This is a genomic window from Mizugakiibacter sediminis (assembly GCF_000953855.2).
Classification (GTDB): domain Bacteria; phylum Pseudomonadota; class Gammaproteobacteria; order Xanthomonadales; family Rhodanobacteraceae; genus Mizugakiibacter; species Mizugakiibacter sediminis.
Genome location: NZ_DF970239.1, coordinates 117,210 through 137,258, shown reverse-complemented (window position 1 = coordinate 137,258; position 20,049 = coordinate 117,210). Strand labels below are relative to the sequence as shown.

Here is a 20,049-nt window from a genome sequence, read left to right as displayed (position 1 = left end):
GTTCAGTCCATGTGCACGGCGTCGCGCTCGCGGCCGGCGCCGTACTTGCGGTCGATGCCGCCCAGCAGCTTCTTGAAGAAGCGCGAGAAACGCCCGCGCCTGGTCTTGCGCAGCTTCTCCTCCTCGCTGGTCAGCCAGGCCACCTGGATCACGCGGCGTTCGCCCTCGTAGGGCAGGTGGCCGTGGAAGGAGTTGTCGGTGCGCTTGAACACGGCGAATTCGCCGTACAGCGGCTTGATCTCCGGCGCGACGAGGTCATCGATGCTGTCGATGCGCCTGAGGAAACGCAGGCAGCCGTCGCTGGTGTCGGGCCATCGCTCGTTGAGGTAGAGCAGGGCGGTGGCGATCTTCGAACGCGAGTCGGTGTGGATGGTGCCGTGGCGCTTGTTGAGCGAGCGGCAGATCGTCACCAGCGTCGGGTACCGGCCGAGATCGTCGATGCCGAGCCGCGCGCCGACCGCGCCGGCGAACCCCGGCGAGGTGAGCGCATCGACCAGCGCGCGGATCGACGGCCCGCAGTCCTTCGGCTCGTAGGGAAAGAAGCCGGCGCCGCTGTAGCGCGGGAAGTCGCGGTCGAGATCGGCGCGCGCCGTCTCCGGCAGTTGTCCGTGCGCCACCATGAACGGGAACGGCTCGCGCACGACGAGCGTGTTCGAGTCGGGCCGATCGAGGCGGGCCGGATCGAGCAGGGCGGTCGACTGGATCATGGGCGGCGTGCGGCGGCAGAGTGCGGATTCTACATCTGCGCGCTTGAACGCACCGCGCCAGCGGCGGTGGACACCCGTGGCGCCGACGCCTATCATGTCGTCCCGCCCAGAATCCTCTTCCAAGGTCCACAGGCCCGTATCGCGCAGGCCTGCGGACTTTGTCGCACCCAAGGCGGTCCCATGAGCAGCATTCCAGCCCTGCTGGCCCTCGAAGACGGCAGCGTGTTCCGCGGAACCGCGGCCGGCGCGGTCGGCGAAACGGTGGGCGAGGTCGTGTTCAACACGGCCATGACCGGCTACCAGGAGATCCTCACCGATCCCTCCTACGCCCGCCAGATCGTCACCCTGACGTACCCGCACATCGGCAACACCGGCTGCAACGCCGCCGATGCCGAGTCCCGCCGCGTGCACGCCGCCGGCCTGATCGTGCGCGACATCCCGCGCAGGCCCAGCAACTGGCGCAGCGAGGAGAGCCTGCCGGAGTACCTGCGTCGTCACGGCATCGTCGCCATCGCCGGCATCGACACGCGCCGCCTGACCCGCATCCTGCGCGACAAGGGCGCGCTGAACGGCTGCCTGGTCGCCGGCGAGGCCATCGACGAGGCGCAGGCGCTGGCCAAGGCGCGCGCCTTCCCCGGCCTGAACGGCATGGACCTCGCCAAGGTGGTCAGCACGACGCAGCCGTACCGCTGGAGCGAGGGCACCTACGACCTCGACCGCGCCCAGTTCCGCGCGCCGAGCGCGCGTTTCCGCGTGGTCGCCTACGATTTCGGCGTCAAGCACAACATCCTGCGCCTGCTCGCCGACCGCGGCTGCGAGATCACCGTGGTGCCGGCGCAAACCGGCGCCGCCGAGGCGCTGGCGATGAAGCCGGACGGCGTGTTCCTGTCCAACGGCCCGGGCGATCCGGCAGCCTGCGACTACGCGATCGCCGCCGCGCGGGCGTTCCTCGACGCGCGCATGCCGCTGTTCGGCATCTGCCTCGGCCACCAGCTGATGGGCCTCGCGCTCGGCGCGAAGACGCTGAAGATGAAGTTCGGCCACCACGGCGCCAACCATCCGGTGAAGGACCTCGACGACGGCCGCGTGCTGATCACCTCGCAGAACCACGGCTTCGCTGTCGATGCCGACACGCTGCCGGCCAACGCGCGCGTCACCCACCGCTCGCTGTTCGACGGCTCGCTGCAGGGCTTCGCCCTGACCGACCGCCCGGCGTTCTGCTTCCAGGGCCATCCCGAGGCGAGTCCGGGCCCGCACGACATCGGCTATCTGTTCGACCGGTTCGCCGCGCTGATGCAGGAGGCCCGCTGAGATGCCCAAGCGCACCGACATCAAGAGCGTGCTGATCATCGGCGCCGGTCCGATCGTGATCGGCCAGGCCTGCGAGTTCGACTACTCCGGCGCGCAGGCGTGCAAGGCGCTGAAGGAGGAGGGCTACCGGGTGATCCTGGTGAACTCCAACCCGGCGACGATCATGACCGATCCGGGCATGGCCGACGCCGTCTACATCGAGCCGATCAACTGGCAGACGGTGGAGCGCATCATCGCCAAGGAGCGGCCGGACGCCGTGCTGCCGACGATGGGCGGGCAGACCGGTCTCAACTGCGCGCTCGACCTCGCCGACAACGGCGTGCTGGAGAAATACGGCGTCGAGCTGATCGGCGCATCGCGCGAGGCCATCCGCATGGCCGAGGACCGCGAGCTGTTCCGCCGCGCCATGCTGGAGATCGGCCTCGAGTGCCCCAAGGCCGAGATCGCCAGGACCTTCGAGCAAGCGCTGGAGATCCAGGCGCGCGTCGGCTACCCGACCATCATCCGCCCGAGCTTCACGCTGGGCGGCAGCGGCGGCGGCATCGCCTACAACCGCGAGGAGTTCGAGGAGATCGTCAAGCGCGGCCTCGAGCTCTCGCCGGTGCACGAAGTGCTGGTCGAGGAGTCCGTGCTGGGCTGGAAGGAGTTCGAGATGGAGGTGGTCCGCGACCGCGCGGACAACTGCATCATCGTCTGCTCGATCGAGAACCTCGACCCGATGGGCGTGCACACCGGCGACTCGATCACGGTGGCGCCGGCGCAGACGCTGACCGACAAGGAATACCAGCGCTTGCGCGACGCCTCGATCGCCGTGCTGCGCAAGATCGGCGTCGACACCGGCGGCTCCAACGTGCAGTTCGGCGTCAACGCCGAGAACGGCCGCGTGGTGGTGATCGAGATGAACCCGCGCGTGTCGCGCTCGTCCGCGCTGGCCTCCAAGGCGACCGGCTTCCCGATCGCCAAGGTCGCCGCCAAGCTGGCGGTCGGCTACACGCTGGACGAGCTGAAGAACGAGATCACCGGCGGTCTGACGCCGGCTTCGTTCGAGCCGACCATCGACTACGTGGTCACCAAGATCCCGCGCTTCGCTTTCGAGAAGTTCCCGGCCGCCGATCCGCGCCTGACCACGCAGATGAAGTCGGTCGGCGAGGTGATGGCGATCGGCCGCAGCTTCCCGGAGTCGCTGCAGAAGGCGCTGCGCGGCCTCGAGACCGGCAAGACCGGCCTCAATCCCACCGGCCTCGACCTCGCCAGCGAGGACGGCCTGGCGCGCCTGAAGCGCGAGCTGCGCGAGCCCGGTCCCGAGCGCATCTTCCACCTCGGCGACGCGTTCCGCGCCGGCCTGTCGCTGGACGACGTCTACGCGCTGACCCACATCGACCCGTGGTTCCTCGCCGCCATCGAAGACATCGTGGCGATGGAGAACGAGGTGCGTGCCAAGGGGTTGAGCGCGATCGACGCGCCGCGCCTGCGCGAACTGAAGCGCATGGGCTTCGCCGACGCGCGCCTGGCCGAGCTGCTCGGCACCGACGAGGCCGCGGTGCGCCATCTGCGTCGCACGCTGGGCGTGCGTCCGGTGTACAAGCGCGTCGACTCCTGCGCCGCCGAGTTCGCCACCGGCACCGCCTACATGTATTCCACCTACGAGGAGGAGTGCGAGGCGAACCCGAGCGCGCGCGACAAGATCGTCGTGCTGGGCGGCGGCCCCAACCGCATCGGCCAGGGCATCGAGTTCGACTACTGCTGCGTGCACGCCGCGCTGGCGCTGCGCGAGGACGGGTTCGAGACCATCATGGTCAACTGCAACCCGGAGACGGTGTCGACCGACTACGACACCTCCGACCGCCTGTACTTCGAGCCGCTGACGCTGGAGGACGTGCTCGAGATCATCGACCTCGAGAAGCCGAAGGGCGTGATCGTGCAGTACGGCGGGCAGACGCCGCTGAAGCTGGCGCGCGCGCTGGAAGCGGCCGGCGCGCCGATCATCGGCACCTCGCCGGACTCGATCGACCTCGCCGAGGATCGCGAGCGCTTCCAGAAGCTGGTCGCCAAGCTCGGCCTGACGCAGCCGCCCAACCGCACCGCGCGCAACGCCGACGAGGCGCTGGCGCTGGCGCGCGAGATCGGCTACCCGCTGGTGGTGCGCCCGAGCTACGTGCTGGGCGGCCGCGCGATGGAAGTGGTCTACGACGACGCCGATCTGGCGCGCTACATCCGCGACGCCGTGCGCGTGTCCAACGACTCGCCGGTGCTGCTCGACCGTTTCCTCGACCATGCGGTCGAGGTCGACGTCGACATCATCGCCGACGCCGACGGCGACGTGCTGGTCGGCGGCGTGATGGAGCACATCGAGGAAGCCGGCGTGCATTCCGGCGATTCCTCCTGCTCGCTGCCGCCGTACTCGCTGCCGCCGGCGATCCAGGACGAGCTGCGCCGCCAGGTCGGCCTGCTGGCGCGCGAGCTGAAGGTGGTCGGCCTGATGAACACGCAGTTCGCCATCCAGGGCGAGACCGTGTACATCCTCGAGGTCAACCCGCGCGCCTCGCGCACGGTGCCGTTCGTTTCCAAGGCCACCGGCGTGCCGCTGGCCAAGATCGCCGCGCGCTGCATGGTCGGCAGGAGCCTTGCCGCGCAGGGCGGGCCGCGCGAGGTGATCCCGAGCTACTACTCCGTCAAGGAAGCGATCTTCCCGTTCCTGAAATTCCAGAACGTCGATCCGATCCTCGGCCCGGAGATGCGTTCCACCGGCGAGGTGATGGGCGTCGGCCGCAGCTTCGGCGCCGCGTTCGCGCGCGCGCACGAGGCCGCCAACATCCGTTCGCCGAACGTCGGCAAGGCGTTCCTGTCGGTGCGCGACGCCGACAAGTCGCGCCTGCTGCCGGTCGCCATCGATCTGGTGCGGCGCGGTTACGGCCTGGTCGCGACCGGCGGCACCTGCGCTTATCTGGTCGAGCATGGCGTGCCTTGCGAGCGCATCAACAAGGTGCTGGAGGGCCGGCCGCACATCGTCGACCTGATCAAGAACGGCGAGATCGTGTTCATCGTCAACACCACCGAGGGCAAGCAGGCCATCGCCGACTCGTTCTCGATCCGCCGCGAGGCGCTGCAGCAGCGCGTGACCTACTCGACCACCATCGCCGGCGCGCGCGCCTTGCTGCACTCGCTGGACTTTCGCGACGGCGGCAGCGTGCACAGCCTGCAGGAACTGCACAAGGAGCTCGAGGCATGAAGCGTGCCCCCATGACGCGCAAGGGCGCCGAGCGGCTGCGCCAGGAGCTGGAACGGCTGAAGACCGTCGAGCGTCCGCGCATCATCAACGCGATCGCCGAGGCGCGCGCGCACGGCGACCTGAAGGAGAACGCCGAGTATCACGCCGCGCGCGAGCAGCAGGGCTTCATCGAGGGCCGCATCAAGGAGCTGGAGGCGGCGCTGTCCACCGCCGAGGTGATCGACGTCGCCAGGCTCAGCCCCGGCTCGCGCATCGTGTTCGGCGCCACCGTCGAGCTGGAGGACGAGGAGTCGGGCGACACCGTCACCTACCAGATCGTCGGCGACCTCGAGGCCGACATCAAGCAGGGGCTGATCTCGGTCAGCTCGCCGCTCGCCCGCGCCCTGATCGGCAAGAGCGAGGGCGACAGTTTCGATTTCCAGGCGCCGAACGGGCGCCGCAGCTACGAGATCGTCGCGGTCAGCTACCCGGACTGAGCGCGCCATGGCCGACGCCGCGCACGTCCTGCTTCCGGCCCGTGCGGTTTGCGCGCGCATCGCCGCGCTGATGCAGGCGCTGGCGCGCGCCGACCGCCAGCCGGACGCCGCGCCAGGCTACCTCGCCGCGCTCGCCGCGCATTTCCGGTGGCCCGGCAAGCCGCTGCCGGTCGCCGCGCTGCTGCGCGAGCATGCGGCCGGCGACGCCGCCGGCGCGAGCTGGCTGTGCGCCGATCCCGCTTACGTGCAGCCCGACATCAACGGCGCGCGCATGCTCGCCTGCGGCACGCTGGATCTCGGCGGCGACGAGGCCGAGGCGCTGGCGCGCGAACTGAAGCCGGTGTTCGGCGACAGCGGCGCGCTGCTGGAAACCACCACGCCGGCGCGCTGGCACCTGCGTCTGCCGGCGGGCGCGGCGCTGCCGGCTTTCGCCACGCCGGAGGACGTGCTCGGCGCCGATCTGTTCGAGCACCTTCCGCAGGGCCCCGAAGGGCGCCGCTGGCGGCAACTGTTCAACGAGGCGCAGGTGATCCTGCACCAGCACCCGGTCAACGTCGCTCGGCGCGCGCGCGGCGCGCTGCCGGCGAACAGCCTGTGGTTCTGGGGCGGCGGCGCGCTGCCGGCGTGGGTCAAGAGCGTCTTGACGCTGGTCGCCAGCGATGACGGCGTGGCGCGCGCCCTGGCCGCGCGCGCCGGTATCGGCAGCGAGCCGCCGCATCCGGACCTGTTGGCGCGCCCGCGCGACGGCGCGGCGCTGATCGACCTCGAACGCGTCGCGCCGGATGCGCTGGCGCGCGTGTGGCTGCCCGCGCTGCTGGATGCGCTGGCGCGCGGCCGCGTGTCGGAGCTGCGCTTCGCCTTCGCCAGCGGCGAGCGCTTCCGTCTGGCGCGCTGGCACCGGCTGCGTTTCTGGCGGCGCGCGCGGGCGTCGGCCTCATGATGGCGCCGGCGCTGCAGCGGCGCGCGCTGGCGGGCACGCCGCACGGCTGGCCGGCGCACGTGCACCCGGTGTTGCAGCGCGTCTACGCCGCGCGCGGCGTGCTCTGCCCGGCGGACGCCGAGCATCGCCTCGCGCGGCTGCTGCCGCCGCAGACGCTGGGCGGCCTCGAGCGGGCGCTGGACCTGCTGGAGACGGCGATCGCCGCCGACCGCGCGATCCTGATCGCCGGCGATTTCGACGCCGACGGCGCCACCGGCTGCGCGGTCGCCGTGCGCGGGCTGCGCATGCTCGGCGCGCGCCGCGTCGGCTACGTGGTGCCGAACCGCTTCGAACACGGCTACGGGCTCAGTCCCGCGCTGGTCGCCAGCCTCGATCCCGCACCGCACCTGCTGATCACCGTCGACAACGGCATCGGCAGCGGCGCCGGCGTGGAAGCGGCACGCGCGCGCGGCATCCAGGTGATCGTCACCGATCATCATCTGCCGGGCGAACGCCTGCCCGCGGCCGACGCCATCGTCGATCCCAACCTGCCGGGCGATCCGTTCCCGAGCAAGGCGCTGGCCGGCGTCGGCGTGATGTTCTACGTGCTGCTGGCGCTGCGCGCGCGGTTGCGCGCGCGCGGCGCTTGGGGTGCGCGCGAAGAGCCGGACCTCGCCGCGCTGCTCGACTTGGTCGCGCTCGGCACGGTCGCCGACCTGGTGCCGCTCGACTTCAACAACCGCGTGCTGGTCGAGGCCGGCCTGCGGCGCATCCGCGCCGGCCGCGCCTGCGCCGGCATCGCCGCGCTGGCCGAGGCCAGCGGGCGCAGCGCGGCGACGCTGACCGCCGCCGATCTCGGCTACGCGCTCGGCCCGCGCATCAACGCGGCCGGCCGGCTGGAGGACATGAGCCTCGGCGTCGAGTGCCTGCTGACCGATGACGCCGGCCGCGCGCGCGAGCTGGCGGCGCTGCTGTCCGGCATCAACGACGAGCGCCGCGGCCTGCAGGCGGCGATGGTCGAGGAGGCCGAGGCGATGGTCGCGCGCGCCGCCGACAGCGACGCGGTCGGCGTGGCGCTGTTCGATCCCGGCTGGCACGCCGGTGTGGTCGGCCTGGTCGCCTCCAAGCTGAAGGAGCGCCTGCACCGGCCGGTGGTGGCCTTCGCGCCGGCGGGCGAGGGCGGCGGCGAGCTGCGCGGCTCGGCGCGTTCGATCGCCGGCTTCCACATCCGCGACGCGCTGGCCGAGATCGACGCACGCCATCCCGGCCTGCTGGGCCGCTTCGGCGGCCATGCGATGGCGGCCGGCCTCAGCCTGCGCGCGGCCGATTTCGCGCGCTTCGCCGCCGCGTTCGACGCCGTCGCGCGCGAACGCATCGGCGCCGAGCTGCTGTCGCCGGTGCTGCACACCGACGGCGGCCTGGCGCCGGGCGAGTTCGAGCTGGCGCTGGCGCAGCAGCTGCGCGTAGCCGGGCCGTGGGGCCAGGCCTTCCCGGAGCCGCTGTTCGACGACGTGTTCGAGTGCGTCGGCTGGCGCACGATGGGCGAGCGCCACCTGCGTCTCGACCTGCGCGACCCGCGCGACGGCCGCACGCTGCAGGCGGTGCACTTCGGCGGCCACGACGGCCAGCCGCCGCCGACCCTGCTGCGCGCCGCCTACGAGCTCGGCATCGACGACTGGCAGGGGCGCACGCGCCTGCGCCTCTCGCTGCGCCATCGCCAGTCCGCCTGAGGCGTGCCGCCGGCGTTCATGCCGGCCGCGCTAGAGTGGCGCCGCCATGCGGAGGGAGGCGCGATGATCGAACTGATCCCGGACATGCCGGCCGACACGCTGGGCTTCTCGGCCCGCGGCACCGTCAGCGGCGAGGACTACGAGCGCGTGGTGGTGCCGGCGGTGGAGGCGATGCTGGCCACCACGCCCAGGGTGCGCCTGCTCTACCACCTCGGCCCGGACTTCGAGGGTTTCGAGGCCGCCGCGCTGTGGGACGACGCCCGCCTCGGCTTCCGCCACGCCTTCGGCTGGGAGCGCGTCGCCGTGGTCACCGACGTCGAATGGCTGCGCGCGGCGATCCGCCTGCTGCATTTCTCCATCGCCGGCGAGGTGCGCGTGTTCGCCGACGCCGAGTTCGAGCGCGCGCGGCAGTGGATCTGCGAGCCGCCGGCGGCGGACGACGCCAAAGCCTGATCGAAATCAAGCGCCGCGCGGCGCCGCGGCCTAGCCTGAGCCTCCCGGCTGGCGCGGCGAGGTGACGGCATGACGATGTCCGTGAGCGTGACCTTCGACGGCATGGCGCCGTCCGATGCGCTGCGTGCCGACATCATGCAGCACGCCGACAAGTTGGCGCAGTTCGCCCCGCGCGCGCTGGCGTGCCACGTCGCGGTGATGGCGTCCACGCGCCGCCGCCACCAGGGCAACCTCTACAAGGTGCGCGCGCGGCTGACCCTGCCGGGCGGCGAGATCGCCGCCGGCCGCACCGGCCCGCAGGATCACGGCCACGAGGATCCCTACGTCGCCGTGCGCGACACCTTCGACGTGCTGCGCCGGCAGCTCGAGGACTACGTGCGCCGCCAGCGCGGCGACGTGAAGCATCACGAGCCGCGCCCCTGACGGCGGCGGCGCGGGAGAGGAGACGACCATGCCCGTATGCGAAGTGTGCGGCAACAACTACGAACGCGCGTTCACGGTGTTCATGGCGGGGCGCGAGCACACCTTCGACGCCTTCGAGTGCGCGATCCATGCGCTGGCGCCGCGCTGCGCCAGCTGCGGCTGTCCGGTGGTCGGCCACGGCGTGCAGCACGGCGAGCGCATCTACTGCTGCGCGCAGTGCGCGCGCCGCGCCGGCGTCGAAGGCCTGGTCGACCACAACTGAGCGTCGCCCGGCGGTCGTGCGCTCAGCCGTTGCGGCGGCCGTGCGGCGCGGCGGGCGCGCGCGGCCGGCGCGGCGGCCGCGTGTCGTACTCGACGCTGCGCGTGCGCCGCGTCGGCTGCGGATACAGCCGCATCATGTCCATGATCGTCTCCGGCATGCGCATGTCGACGTCTAGGCCCAGCGCCGCGGCTTCCTGCGGCGCGATCGGGTAGTCGTGCGTCCAGTGGCCGTCGGACAGCGCCGCGGCGAGCCGCTCGGCGGCCTCGGGCGCGAAGCGGTCGCCGACGATGTCGGCGATGCACTTGCGCAGCTGCGCGATCGCCATCTGCGCCTGGTCGGCCAGGATCAGCGTCTCGTCCTCGGTGTCCTTCGCCTCCTTGCGCTCCACCGCGCGCAGGATCGAGGCGGCGGGGTATTCGGCGATCTGCGGATCGATCGGGCCGAGCACAGCGTGCTCGCACATCACGATGCGGTCGGCGGCCAGCGCGATCAGCGTGCCGCCGGACATCGCGTAGTGCGGCACGAAGGCGGTCACCGGGGCGGGGTGGCGGGCGATGGCGCGGGCGATCTGCAGCGAGGCCAGCGCGAGGCCGCCCGGCGTGTGCAGCACCAGGTCGATGGGTGTGGCCGGATCGGTGTCGCGGACGGCGCGGATCACTTCCTCGGAATCCTGGATGTCGATGTAGCGCACCAACGGGAAGCCGAGCAGGCTCATCGTCTCCTGGCGGTGCACCAGCAGGATCACGCGGCTGCCGCGCTCGCGCTCGATTTGCGTGCGCAGCCGCCTGCGCGCGCCTTCCAGCAGGCGCAGCCGCAGCACCGGCTGCAGCGCCAGCGCCAGCACCGCCAGCCACAGCAGTTCACCGAACGACATCCGGTCCTCCTTGCGCAGCGCAGTATCCGCAGCGCGCCGGCGGGCGGGTTTGCGCCAGGTCATGGTCGGCGGCGGGGCAGCGGGCCGTGACCGAGATCGGCCTGCGCGTGCTGCAACTGGCGTGGCTGATGGCGCCGGCCTACGCGGCGAACATGGCGCCGCCGTTCCTGCGCTACTGGCGCGGCTGGAATCCGCCGCTGCAGCGGCGCCTGTTCGGCGCGCACAAGACGGTGCTGGGCTTCGCCGCCGGCGTGCTGGCCGCGCTGGCGGTCGCCCGGCTGCAGGCGCGCGTCGGCTGGACGCATGCGCTCGTCGCGCCGTCCGAGTGGGCGGCGGCCGGACTGGCGCTGGGCTTCGGCGCGATGGCCGGCGACGCGGTCAAGAGCTTCTTCAAGCGCCGCCGCGGCCGCCCGCCCGGCACGCCGTGGCCGCCGTTCGACCAGCTCGATTTCGTCGTCGGCGCGCTGCTGCTGGTCGCGCCGCGGGTCGAACTGGGCGCGGCGGACGTGGCGCTGACGCTGGCGGCCACCTTCGTCGGCGATCTGCTGGTCAACCGCGCGGCGTTCCGGCTCGGCATCAAGGACACGCCGTGGTGAGGCGGTGCGGGCGTTTGACCATGATCAAGCCGCGCGCCGCCCGGCGGCGCTAATGGGAGGAGACCCGGCAGGCACGACGTCGCCGCGAAGTAGCGGCAGGGTGCGGACGATGGGCGCGGACTACGACTACTTCGACCACGACGCCGACATCGGCGTGGTCGGCCGCGGCGCCAGCCTCGAGCAGGCGTTCGAAGCGGCCGCCGCGGCGATGTTCGCGATCATGGCCGATCCCGCCGCCGTGCGTCCGGCGGCGACGGTGCGCATCGAGTTCGACGAAACCGATCCCGAGCTGGCGCTGGTCACCTGGCTGAACCGCCTGCTCGCCGAGGCGCGCACGCGCGGCCTGGCGCTGAGCCGCTTCCGCCTGCATCGCGACGGCGGGCGCTGGAGCGGCGAGGCGGACGGCCAGCCGTGGCATGCCGGCATCGTGCCCGGCACCGAGGTGAAGGGCGCCACGCTGACCGGCCTGCGCGTCGGCCGCGTCGGCCACGACGTCGAAGCGCGCTGCGTGGTCGACGTCTGAGGCGGCGCCATGGACCTCTCGCGCCTCGAACCGCTGGACGCCTATCGCTGGAGCCTGCGCGGCGAGGCGGGCCGCGCGCCGGTGGTGCTGTTCGGCGACCGCGAACTGCTGACGGGCATGGACGACAAGGTGCTGGAGCAGATCGGCAACGTCGCGCGGCTGCCGGGGCTGGTCGGCGCGGCGATGACCATGCCCGACGCGCACTGGGGCTACGGTTTCCCGATCGGCGGCGTCGCCGCGTTCGACGCGGAGCAAGGCGGCATCATTTCCGCCGGCGGCGTCGGCTTCGACATCTCCTGCGGCATCCGCTGCCTGCGCACGAGCGTCACGCTGGAGAGGCTGGCGCGCAAGATGAAGGCGCTGGCCGACGGCCTGTTCGTCAGCATCCCCGCCGGCCTCGGCCGCGAGGGCCATCTGCACGTCGATCCCGAGACGCTGGACCGTATCCTCGTCGGCGGCGCGCAGTGGGCGGTCGAGCACGGCTACGGCAGCGGCGAGGATCTGGCCTGCATCGAGGACCACGGCCGCGCCGACGGCGCCGATCCGGCGCAGGTGTCCGCGCAGGCCAAGGCGCGCCAGCTGCGCGAGATGGGCACGCTCGGCTCCGGCAACCACTATCTCGAAGTGCAGGTCGTCGACCGCGTGTTCGACGCTTCCGCGGCCGCGGCCTTCGGCATCGCCGAAGGCGACGTGCTGGTGTCGATCCACTGCGGCTCGCGCGGGCTCGGCCACCAGATCGGCACCGACTACCTGGTGTCGCTGGCCAAGGCCGCCGGCCGGCTGGGCATCGCGCTGCCCGACCGCGAACTGGCCTGCGCGCCGATCGCCTCGCCGGAAGGCCAGGCCTACCTCGGCGCGATGCGCGCCGGCATCAATTGCGCGCTGGCCAACCGGCAGATCCTCGCCTACCTGACCCGGCACACGCTGCGCCACTTCTTTCCCGACGCCGAGCTGCCGACGCTGTTCGACGTCTCGCACAACACCTGCAAGGCGGAGACGCACCGCGTCGACGGCCGCGAGCGTCTGCTTTACGTGCACCGCAAGGGCGCCACGCGCGCGTTCGGGCCGGGCCATCCGGCGTTGCCCGACCGTTACCGACCGTTCGGCCAGCCGGTGATCATCGGCGGCAGCATGGGCACCGGCTCCTACATCCTCGCCGGCTGCGCCGAAGGCGAGGCGCGCGCGTTTTCCTCGGCCAGCCACGGCGCCGGCCGGCAGATGAGCCGCAGCGCCGCGTTGCGCCGCTGGCGCGGCCGCGAGCTGATCGACGACCTGGCCGAGCGTGGCATCCTGATCCGCACCGAGTCGATGCGCGGCGCCGCCGAGGAGGCGCCGGGCGCCTACAAGGACGTGCACCGCGTGGCCGAGGCCACCGAGGGCGCCGGGCTGGCGCGGCGGGTGGCGTTCCTGCGCCCGAAAATCTGCATCAAGGGCTGAGCGGACGGCGCCGCGCGGGCGGGCAGGGCATGCGCCGTCCGCCGCGCTTTGCTAGCATTTGCGCTCTTTACGCCTTGCCCCGCATCCATGCTCGAAACCAATCCGATCGCCCAGCGCATCGCGGACCTCACGGACCGCGTCAACGCGCTTAGGGGGTATCTTTGACTACGAGGCCAAGCGCGAGCGCCTCGAGGAAGTCACCCGCGAACTGGAAAGCCCCAACGTCTGGGACGACCCGCAGCGCGCCCAAGAGCTGGGACGCGAGCGCGCGCGCCTGGAAAACGTCGTCGGCGGCCTGGCGCGGCTGAGCAGCGGTCTTGCCGACGCCGGCGAGCTGCTGGAGCTGGCCGCCGCCGACAACGACGAGGGCTCGGTGAAGGCGGTCGCCGCCGACGTCGAGACGCTGGCGCGCAGCGTCGAGAAGCTCGAATTCCAGCGCATGTTCTCCGGCAAGATGGACGCGGCCAACGCGTTCGTCGACATCCAGGCCGGCGCCGGCGGCACCGAGGCGCAGGACTGGGCGGAGATGCTGCTGCGCATGTACCTGCGCTGGTGCGAGCACAAGGGCTGGAAGACCGAACTGCTGGAAGTGAGCCCCGGCGAGGTCGCCGGCATCAAGAGCGCCACCTTCCGCGTCGAGGGCGACTACGCCTACGGCTGGCTGAAGACCGAGATCGGCGTGCACCGGCTGGTGCGCAAGTCGCCGTTCGACTCCGACAACCGCCGCCACACCTCGTTTTCCTCGGTGTTCGTCAGCCCCGAGGTGGACGACGACATCGACATCGAGATCAACCCGGCCGACCTGAAGACCGACGTCTACCGTTCCTCCGGCGCCGGCGGCCAGCACGTCAACAAGACCGAGTCGGCGGTGCGCATCACCCACGTGCCGAGCGGCGTGGTGGTGGCCTGCCAGACCGAGCGCAGCCAGCACGCCAACCGCGACCGCGCGATGAAGATGCTGCGCGCCAAGCTGTACGAGATCGAGCTGCAGAAGCGCAATGCCGAAAAGGACGCGCTGGAGGCGACCAAGTCCGACATCGGCTGGGGCAGCCAGATCCGCAACTACGTGCTCGACCAGTCGCGCATCAAGGATCTGCGCACCGGCGTCGAGCGCAGCGACACGCAGAAGGTGCTGGACGGCGACCTCGACGAATTCGTCGAGGCCAGCCTGAAGGCGGGGCTGGAAGCGGGCGCCAAGCGCGCCGACGCCTGACCCCCATTCTTCGTTCCGACCGACCCGACCATCCCGCGAACGCCATGACCGATCCCGCCGAAGGCCAGCCGCCCGTCGACGAAAACAAGCTGATCGCCGAGCGCCGCGAGAAACTGAAAGCGCTGCGCGGCCAGGGCATCGCCTTCCCGAACGATTTCGCGATCGACGCCTTCGCCGGCGACCTGCAGACGGAGTACGCCGACGCCGCGCGCTGGACCGCCGAGGCGATCGACGGCGCCGCGCGGCGCGTGCGCATCGCGGGCCGCATGCTGGCCAAGCGCATCATGGGCAAGGCCAGCTTCGCGCAGATCCAGGACATGACCGGGCGCATCCAGCTGTTCCTGCAGCAGGCGGCGCTGGGCGAAGCCTACGAGGCGTTCAAGGGCTGGGACGTCGGCGACATCCTCGGCGCCGAAGGCGTGCTGATGCGCACGCGCACCGGCGAGCTGTCGGTGCGGGTGGAGCGGCTGCGCCTGCTGACCAAGAGCCTGCGCCCGCTGCCCGACAAGTGGCACGGTCTCGCCGACGTCGAGCAGCGCTACCGCCAGCGCTACGTCGACCTGATCGTCACCCCGGAATCGCGCCGCGTGTTCGAGCTGCGCTCGCGCGCGATCGGCTTCATCCGCAAGTGGCTGGAGGAACCGCCGCGCCGCTTCATGGAGGTGGAGACCCCCATGATGCACGCGATCCCCGGCGGCGCCACCGCGCGCCCGTTCGTCACCCACCACAACGCGCTGGACATCGATCTCTACCTGCGCGTGGCGCCGGAGCTGTACCTGAAGCGGCTGGTGGTCGGCGGCTTCGAGCGCGTCTACGAGATCAACCGCAACTTCCGCAACGAGGGCGTGTCGACGCGGCACAACCCCGAGTTCACCATGCTCGAGCTGTACCAGGCCTACGCCACGTACATCGAGATCATGGACCTGACCGAGGCGATGATCCGCGAGACCGCGCGCGCCACGCTGGGCCGCACCGACCTCACCTGGGAAGGCCGCGCCATCGACCTCGGCCCGCCGTTCCGCCGCTGGGCGCTGGCCGAGGCGGTGCAGCACCACAATCCGGAGATCCGCGGCGAGGATCTGCGCGACGTCGCCGCGCTGCGCCGCCACTGCGAGCGCCTGGGCGTGCCGTACAAGCCGTCCTACGGCTGGGGCAAGCTGCTGCTGGAGATCTTCGAGAAGACGGTCGAGCACACGCTGGTGCAGCCGACCTTCATCACCCGCTACCCGACCGAGGTGTCGCCGCTGGCGCGCGCCAACGACCGCGATCCGGAAGTCACCGACCGCTTCGAGCTGTTCGTCGGCGGCAAGGAACTCGCCAACGGCTTCTCCGAGCTGAACGACCCCGAAGACCAGGAGGCGCGCTTCCGCGCCCAGGTCGCGGCCAAGGACGCCGGCGACGACGAGGCGATGCACTTCGACGCCGACTACATCCGCGCGCTGGAAGTCGGCCTGCCGCCCACCGGCGGCCTCGGCGTCGGCATCGACCGCCTGGTGATGCTGCTGGCCGACGTGCCGTCGATCCGCGACGTGCTGCTGTTCCCGTACATGCGGCCGGAGCAGGGGTCAGGGGGACCGGGAGCAGGGAGCGGGGACGACTGACCCGCCTCGCCAAGCCAAGCCAAGCCTTTTCCCTGCTCCCGGAGTCGCCATGTGGTACGTCATCATCGGTCACGACCAACCTGATGCGCTGGCGCGGCGCACGGCCGCGCGCCCGGCGCATCTCGAACGCCTGCAGGCGCTGCGCGAGGCCGGCCGACTGCTGTTGGCCGGGCCGTTTCCGGCGATCGACGCCGAAGAGCCGGGCCCGGCCGGCTTCAGCGGCAGCCTGATCGTCGCCGAGTTCGAGGACCTGGCGGCGGCGCGCGCCTGGGCCGACGCCGATCCGTACGTCGCCGCCGGCGTGTACGCCGAGGTCGACGTGCGGCCGTTCCGCCGGGTGCTGCCGTGAGCCTCGACCGCGCGGCGCTGATCCGCGAGCGCATCGCCGCGGCGCTGGCGCCGCAGACGCTCGAGGTGATCGACGAGGGGCACCTGCACGTCGGCCACGCCGGCGAGGGCAAGGGGCACTTCCGCGTGCGCGTGGTCAGCGCCGCCTTCACCGGCAAGACGCCGATCCAGCGCCACCGCCTGGTCTATGCCGCGCTCGGCGACCTGTTTCCCGAGCGCCTGCACGCGCTCGCCATCGAGGCGCGCGCGCCCGGCGAAGGTTGAGCGTCCGCGGCGGCGCCGTTCGCCGCAAAACCACATGAGATGTGGTGCGTAGATCCCTGATTTGCAAACCGTCCTGTTCCGTCGATTGCGCCTGACGGCCACCCTTGGCACAGTGGCGGCTTCCCGCCGCGGCGAGGGGGTCGCGGCGGTCCCGAGCCTTCCATTCGCCGACGCCCGATGCGCCTGACCACGATCAAGCTGGCTGGATTCAAGTCTTTCGTCGATCCGACCACGTTGCACCTGCCCACCAACATGACCGGCATCGTCGGTCCGAACGGCTGCGGCAAGTCCAACATCATCGACGCGATCCGCTGGGTGATGGGCGAGAGCGCGGCCAGCCGCCTGCGCGGCGACTCGCTGACCGACGTGATCTTCTCCGGCTCCAGCGCGCGCAAGCCGGTCGGCCAGGCCAGCGTCGAGCTGATCTTCGACAATGCCGACGGCACCATCCAGGGCGAGTACGCCAACTACGCCGAGATCTCGGTCAAGCGCATCGTCAGCCGCGACGGCCAATCCTCGTATTTCCTCAACGGCGGCCGCTGCCGCCGGCGCGACATCACCGACCTGTTCCTCGGCACCGGCCTGGGGCCCCGCAGCTACTCGATCATCGAGCAGGGCATGATCAGCCAGATCATCGAGGCGCATCCGGAGGAGCTGCGCACGCACCTCGAGGAAGCCGCCGGCATCTCCAAGTACAAGGAGCGCCGCAAGGAGACCGAGAGCCGCATCAAGTCGACGCGCGAGAACCTCGACCGCGTGCGCGACGTGCGCGACGAGGTGGAGAAGCAGCTCGAGCACCTGAACCGGCAGGCGCGCGCCGCCGAACGCTGGAAGGCGCTGAAGGAGGAGCAGACCCGCCGCGAGGCCGAGCTGCGCGCGCTGAGCTACCGCAGCATCGCCCGCGCGCTGGACGAGCAGGGCGGCGCGCTGCGCCAGGCCGAGATCGAGATCGAGAAACACCTCGCCGAGCAGCGCCAGATCGAGGCGCAGATCGAGTCCGGCCGCGAGCGCCACCAGGCTGCCAGCGAGCACCTCAACGCGGTGCAGGCCGAGGTGTACAAGGTCGGCGCCGAGATCGCGCGCGTCGAGCAGCAGATCCGCCACACCCGCGAGCTGGCCGAACGGCTGGAGCGCTCGCGCGAGGAAACCGAGCGCGCCTGGGCCGAGTTGGGCGAGCACATCGCCGGCGATCGCGCGCAGGTCGAGATGCTGCGCCAGGCGCTGGCCGAAGGCGAGCCGCGCGCCGAGGCGCTGCAGGAGCTCGCCGCGCAGGCCGCCGAGGCGCTGCGCACGGCCGAGGCGAAGCTGGCCGACTGGCAGCCGCGCTGGGACGCGCACACGCGCGCCGCCTCCGAGGCCGCGCAGGCGGCCGAGGTCGAGCGCACGCGCCTCGATTACCTCGACCGGCAGAGCCTCGACCTGGCCAAGCGCCGCGAGGCGCTGGAAGCCGAACGGAAGGCCGCCGACGTCGGCGCGCTGGACGCCGCCGCCGAAAGCCTGGGCGCCGAGCACGAGGCGCAGCGCGAGCGCGTCGACACGCTGGGCGGCCTGCTGGACGAGCGCAAGGCCGCGCACGAGCGCGTGCTCGACGAGGAGCGGCAGGTCCAGGCCGTGCTGAACGAAACCCGCCAGCAGTTGCAGGCCGCGCGCGGCCGCCTCGCCTCGCTGGAGGCGCTGCAACACGCCGCGCTGGGCCAGGAGCAGGGCGCCGCCAGCGCCTGGCTGGCGCAGTTGGGGCTGGACAAGGCGCGCCGTCTCGGCGAGGCGCTGGACGTCGACGCCGGCTGGGAGCGTGCGGTCGAGACTTGCCTGTCCGGCTTGCTGGAGGCGGTGCTGGTCGACGACCCGCACGCGCTCAGCGGCGAATTGCAGGGCGCCGGCGAGGTCGACGTCGCGCTGTTCGCCGCCGCGGGCGCGGTCGCGCAACCGGTTCCCGGCAGCCTGGCGGAACACGTGCGCGGTCCGGCCGCGGTGCTGGCCCTGCTCGGTCAGGTGCGCACGGCGGAGTCGCTGCAGCAGGCGCGCGCGATCGCGCCGACGCTGCCTGCGCCGCAGTCGGTGATCACCTGCGACGGCGAGTGGCTGGGTCCGGGTTATGCGCGCGTGCTGCGCGCCGCCGGCAAGCAGGTCGGCGTGCTCGCCCGCGAGCGCGAGATCCACGCGCTCGCCGCGCAGATCGGCGCGCTGGACGCGCGCGCCGCCGAGCTTGGCGAGCGCCTGGAAGCGCTGCGCACGGAAAAGTTCGAGAGCGAGCGCGCCCGCGACGACACCCAGCGCGAGCTGTACCAGGCGCATCGGCGCATGTCCGAACTGGCCGGCCAATTGCAAGGCCATCGCGGCAAGGTGGAGACGGCGCGCGCGCGCATGGAGAAGGTGGGCGCCGAGCTGGCCGAGCTGGCGGCGCGCAGCGCCGAGCTCGAAGGCCAGGCGCGCGAGGCGCGCGCACGGCTGGAGGCCGCGGTCGCGCGCATGGGCGAACTGGAAGAGCAGCGCCGCGCGCTGGAAGCCGAGCGCCGCCAATTGCTCGAGGCCCGCGAGGAGGCGCGCATGAACGCGCGCGAGGCCGACGACCAGGCCCACCAGCACGCCCTCGCCATGGAATCGAAGCGCACCGCGCTGGCCTCGCTGGAGCAGGCGCTGGCGCGCATGCAGGCGCAACAGGCCCAGCTCGAGGCGCGCCGCGTCGAGATCGCCGAGCAGCTCGCCTCCGGCCACGATCCGATGGCCGGGCTGGAAGCGGAGCGGCAGACCTACCTCGACCAGCGCCTGCTGGTCGACCGCCAGCTGGTCGAGGCGCGCAAGGCGCTGGAGGACTGCGACGCCGAGTTCCGCCGCTACGAGCAGGAGCGCCAGCGCGTCGAGCACCGCCTGAACGAGCTGCGCGAGTCGCTGTCCGAGAAGCGCCTGGCCGAGCAGGAGTCGCGCCTGCGCGCGCAGCAGCTGGCCGAGGCGATCGCCGCCGCGGGTCTGGAACTGCAGCCGTTGCTGGACGAACTGGACGAGGCGGCCGAGCCGGCGCAGTGGCAGCAGGCGCTGGCCGACCTCGAGCAGAAGATCCGCCGGCTCGAGCCGGTCAACCTCGCCGCGATCCAGGAGTACGAAGAGCAGTCGCAGCGCAAGACCTACCTCGACGCGCAGCTCGCCGACCTCACTTCCGCGCTGGAGACGCTGGAGAACGCGATCAAGAAGATCGATCGCGAGACGCGCCAGCGCTTCAAGGAAACCTTCGATCGCGTCAATGCCGGCATGCAGGAGCTGTTCCCGCGCCTGTTCGGCGGCGGCCACGCCTATCTCGAACTGACCGGCGAGGACCTGCTGGATACCGGCGTGGCGATCATGGCGCGGCCGCCGGGCAAGCGCGTCAGCAACATCTCGCTGCTGTCCGGCGGCGAGAAGGCGCTGACCGCGGTGGCGCTGGTGTTCGCGATCTTCCGGCTGAATCCCGCGCCGTTCTGCCTGCTGGACGAGGTGGACGCGCCGCTGGACGAGGCCAACGTCGGGCGCTTCTCGAGCATGGTCAACGAGATGAGCGAGCGCGTGCAATTCATCTTCGTCACCCACAACAAGGCGACCATGGAGGCGGCGCACCAGCTCTGCGGCGTGACCATGCGCGAGCCGGGCGTTTCGCGCCTGGTTCAGGTGGACCTTGCCGAAGCCGCTAAACTGGCCGGCGCCGCCTGATC

The 20,049-nt window shown here is 71.7% G+C and carries 18 protein-coding genes; 16 read left to right on the top strand and 2 right to left on the bottom strand.

Translation table 11 applies throughout. The features are described 5' to 3' along the window. Nucleotides 1–2: 2 nt before the first annotated feature. On the bottom strand, nucleotides 3–707 hold the full coding sequence (locus MBSD_RS12335; RefSeq protein ID WP_425478116.1) for a 2OG-Fe(II) oxygenase family protein: 705 nt from the start codon (nucleotides 705–707) through the stop codon (nucleotides 3–5). Between the two features lie 180 nt (nucleotides 708–887). On the opposite strand from MBSD_RS12335, the gene carA reads away from it, so the two are divergent. The 8 genes from carA to MBSD_RS12295 all read left to right on the top strand — a co-directional run bounded on the left by carA (nucleotide 888) and on the right by MBSD_RS12295 (nucleotide 9,510). Next, on the top strand, nucleotides 888–2,018 hold the full coding sequence (gene carA / locus MBSD_RS12330; protein ID WP_062537606.1) for a glutamine-hydrolyzing carbamoyl-phosphate synthase small subunit: 1,131 nt from the start codon (nucleotides 888–890) through the stop codon (nucleotides 2,016–2,018). 1 nt (nucleotide 2,019) lies between these two features. Next, nucleotides 2,020–5,247: a carbamoyl-phosphate synthase large subunit gene (gene carB, locus MBSD_RS12325; RefSeq protein ID WP_062537605.1), complete on the top strand. Its 3,228-nt coding sequence runs from the start codon at nucleotides 2,020–2,022 to the stop codon at nucleotides 5,245–5,247. Then, nucleotides 5,244–5,723, top strand: a complete 480-nt coding sequence (gene greA, locus MBSD_RS12320; protein ID WP_062537604.1) for a transcription elongation factor GreA — start codon at nucleotides 5,244–5,246, stop codon at nucleotides 5,721–5,723. The genes carB and greA overlap by 4 nt, the downstream gene beginning before the upstream one ends. A gap of 7 nt (nucleotides 5,724–5,730) precedes the next feature. Beyond that, entirely contained in the window at nucleotides 5,731–6,663 is a 933-nt protein-coding gene (locus MBSD_RS12315; RefSeq protein ID WP_062537603.1) for a hypothetical protein, read from the top strand. Further along, entirely contained in the window at nucleotides 6,660–8,372 is a 1,713-nt protein-coding gene (recJ, locus tag MBSD_RS12310; RefSeq protein ID WP_062537602.1) for a single-stranded-DNA-specific exonuclease RecJ, read from the top strand. The genes MBSD_RS12315 and recJ overlap by 4 nt, the downstream gene beginning before the upstream one ends. A gap of 63 nt (nucleotides 8,373–8,435) precedes the next feature. Next, nucleotides 8,436–8,825, top strand: coding sequence for a SpoIIAA family protein (locus MBSD_RS12305; protein ID WP_062537601.1), 390 nt, complete (start codon nucleotides 8,436–8,438; stop codon nucleotides 8,823–8,825). A 69-nt stretch (nucleotides 8,826–8,894) separates the two neighbouring features. Next, nucleotides 8,895–9,248 carry an HPF/RaiA family ribosome-associated protein gene (locus MBSD_RS12300; protein ID WP_082306652.1) on the top strand — a complete coding sequence of 118 codons (354 nt, stop codon included), beginning with the start codon at nucleotides 8,895–8,897 and terminating at the stop codon, nucleotides 9,246–9,248. 28 nt (nucleotides 9,249–9,276) lie between these two features. After that, nucleotides 9,277–9,510: a hypothetical protein gene (locus tag MBSD_RS12295; protein WP_062537599.1), complete on the top strand. Its 234-nt coding sequence runs from the start codon at nucleotides 9,277–9,279 to the stop codon at nucleotides 9,508–9,510. A gap of 22 nt (nucleotides 9,511–9,532) precedes the next feature. Here MBSD_RS12295 and MBSD_RS12290 read toward each other — a convergent pair whose 3' ends face one another. Then, nucleotides 9,533–10,384, bottom strand: a complete 852-nt coding sequence (locus MBSD_RS12290) for an SDH family Clp fold serine proteinase (protein WP_062537625.1) — start codon at nucleotides 10,382–10,384, stop codon at nucleotides 9,533–9,535. A gap of 86 nt (nucleotides 10,385–10,470) precedes the next feature. Between MBSD_RS12290 and MBSD_RS12285 the strand changes: the two genes are divergently transcribed. The 8 genes from MBSD_RS12285 (at nucleotide 10,471) to smc (ending at nucleotide 20,047) form a co-directional block, all read left to right on the top strand. Further along, entirely contained in the window at nucleotides 10,471–10,980 is a 510-nt protein-coding gene (locus MBSD_RS12285) for a CDP-archaeol synthase (RefSeq protein ID WP_062537598.1), read from the top strand. 109 nt (nucleotides 10,981–11,089) lie between these two features. Continuing rightward, nucleotides 11,090–11,503, top strand: coding sequence for an archease (locus MBSD_RS12280; RefSeq protein WP_062537597.1), 414 nt, complete (start codon nucleotides 11,090–11,092; stop codon nucleotides 11,501–11,503). Between the two features lie 9 nt (nucleotides 11,504–11,512). After that, nucleotides 11,513–12,940, top strand: coding sequence for an RtcB family protein (locus tag MBSD_RS12275; RefSeq protein ID WP_062537596.1), 1,428 nt, complete (start codon nucleotides 11,513–11,515; stop codon nucleotides 12,938–12,940). A gap of 87 nt (nucleotides 12,941–13,027) precedes the next feature. Further along, nucleotides 13,028–14,153, top strand: a protein-coding gene (prfB, locus tag MBSD_RS12270; protein ID WP_114693266.1) for a peptide chain release factor 2 whose coding sequence is annotated in 2 segments (ribosomal slippage) — nucleotides 13,028–13,102 and nucleotides 13,104–14,153 — 1,125 coding nt in all. Because the reading frame shifts where the segments join, the coding sequence is not laid out codon by codon here. A gap of 44 nt (nucleotides 14,154–14,197) precedes the next feature. Then, the gene (gene lysS / locus MBSD_RS12265) at nucleotides 14,198–15,754 is read left to right on the top strand and encodes a lysine--tRNA ligase (RefSeq protein WP_062537595.1); all 1,557 of its coding nucleotides are present in this window, start codon (nucleotides 14,198–14,200) and stop codon (nucleotides 15,752–15,754) included. Between the two features lie 49 nt (nucleotides 15,755–15,803). Beyond that, nucleotides 15,804–16,103 (top strand): YciI family protein, encoded by a 300-nt coding sequence (locus tag MBSD_RS12260; RefSeq protein WP_062537594.1) that lies wholly within the window; start codon nucleotides 15,804–15,806, stop codon nucleotides 16,101–16,103. Then, the gene (locus MBSD_RS12255; protein WP_062537593.1) at nucleotides 16,100–16,366 is read left to right on the top strand and encodes a BolA family protein; all 267 of its coding nucleotides are present in this window, start codon (nucleotides 16,100–16,102) and stop codon (nucleotides 16,364–16,366) included. The genes MBSD_RS12260 and MBSD_RS12255 overlap by 4 nt, the downstream gene beginning before the upstream one ends. Before the next feature lie 177 nt (nucleotides 16,367–16,543). Then, on the top strand, nucleotides 16,544–20,047 hold the full coding sequence (gene smc, locus MBSD_RS12250) for a chromosome segregation protein SMC (RefSeq protein WP_062537592.1): 3,504 nt from the start codon (nucleotides 16,544–16,546) through the stop codon (nucleotides 20,045–20,047). Nucleotides 20,048–20,049: the final 2 nt, after the last annotated feature.

What these genes read in the sequence shown, in the direction of transcription:
- MBSD_RS12335 (WP_425478116.1), bottom strand. Translation starts at nt 707, where the DNA reads ATGATCCAGTCGACCGCCCTGCTCGATCCGGCCCGCCTCGATCGGCCC.
- carA (WP_062537606.1), top strand. Translation starts at nt 888, where the DNA reads ATGAGCAGCATTCCAGCCCTGCTGGCCCTCGAAGACGGCAGCGTGTTC.
- carB (WP_062537605.1), top strand. Translation starts at nt 2,020, where the DNA reads ATGCCCAAGCGCACCGACATCAAGAGCGTGCTGATCATCGGCGCCGGT.
- greA (WP_062537604.1), top strand. Translation starts at nt 5,244, where the DNA reads ATGAAGCGTGCCCCCATGACGCGCAAGGGCGCCGAGCGGCTGCGCCAG.
- MBSD_RS12315 (WP_062537603.1), top strand. Translation starts at nt 5,731, where the DNA reads ATGGCCGACGCCGCGCACGTCCTGCTTCCGGCCCGTGCGGTTTGCGCG.
- recJ (WP_062537602.1), top strand. Translation starts at nt 6,660, where the DNA reads ATGATGGCGCCGGCGCTGCAGCGGCGCGCGCTGGCGGGCACGCCGCAC.
- MBSD_RS12305 (WP_062537601.1), top strand. Translation starts at nt 8,436, where the DNA reads ATGATCGAACTGATCCCGGACATGCCGGCCGACACGCTGGGCTTCTCG.
- MBSD_RS12300 (WP_082306652.1), top strand. Translation starts at nt 8,895, where the DNA reads ATGACGATGTCCGTGAGCGTGACCTTCGACGGCATGGCGCCGTCCGAT.
- MBSD_RS12295 (WP_062537599.1), top strand. Translation starts at nt 9,277, where the DNA reads ATGCCCGTATGCGAAGTGTGCGGCAACAACTACGAACGCGCGTTCACG.
- MBSD_RS12290 (WP_062537625.1), bottom strand. Translation starts at nt 10,384, where the DNA reads ATGTCGTTCGGTGAACTGCTGTGGCTGGCGGTGCTGGCGCTGGCGCTG.
- MBSD_RS12280 (WP_062537597.1), top strand. Translation starts at nt 11,090, where the DNA reads ATGGGCGCGGACTACGACTACTTCGACCACGACGCCGACATCGGCGTG.
- MBSD_RS12275 (WP_062537596.1), top strand. Translation starts at nt 11,513, where the DNA reads ATGGACCTCTCGCGCCTCGAACCGCTGGACGCCTATCGCTGGAGCCTG.
- lysS (WP_062537595.1), top strand. Translation starts at nt 14,198, where the DNA reads ATGACCGATCCCGCCGAAGGCCAGCCGCCCGTCGACGAAAACAAGCTG.
- MBSD_RS12260 (WP_062537594.1), top strand. Translation starts at nt 15,804, where the DNA reads ATGTGGTACGTCATCATCGGTCACGACCAACCTGATGCGCTGGCGCGG.
- smc (WP_062537592.1), top strand. Translation starts at nt 16,544, where the DNA reads ATGCGCCTGACCACGATCAAGCTGGCTGGATTCAAGTCTTTCGTCGAT.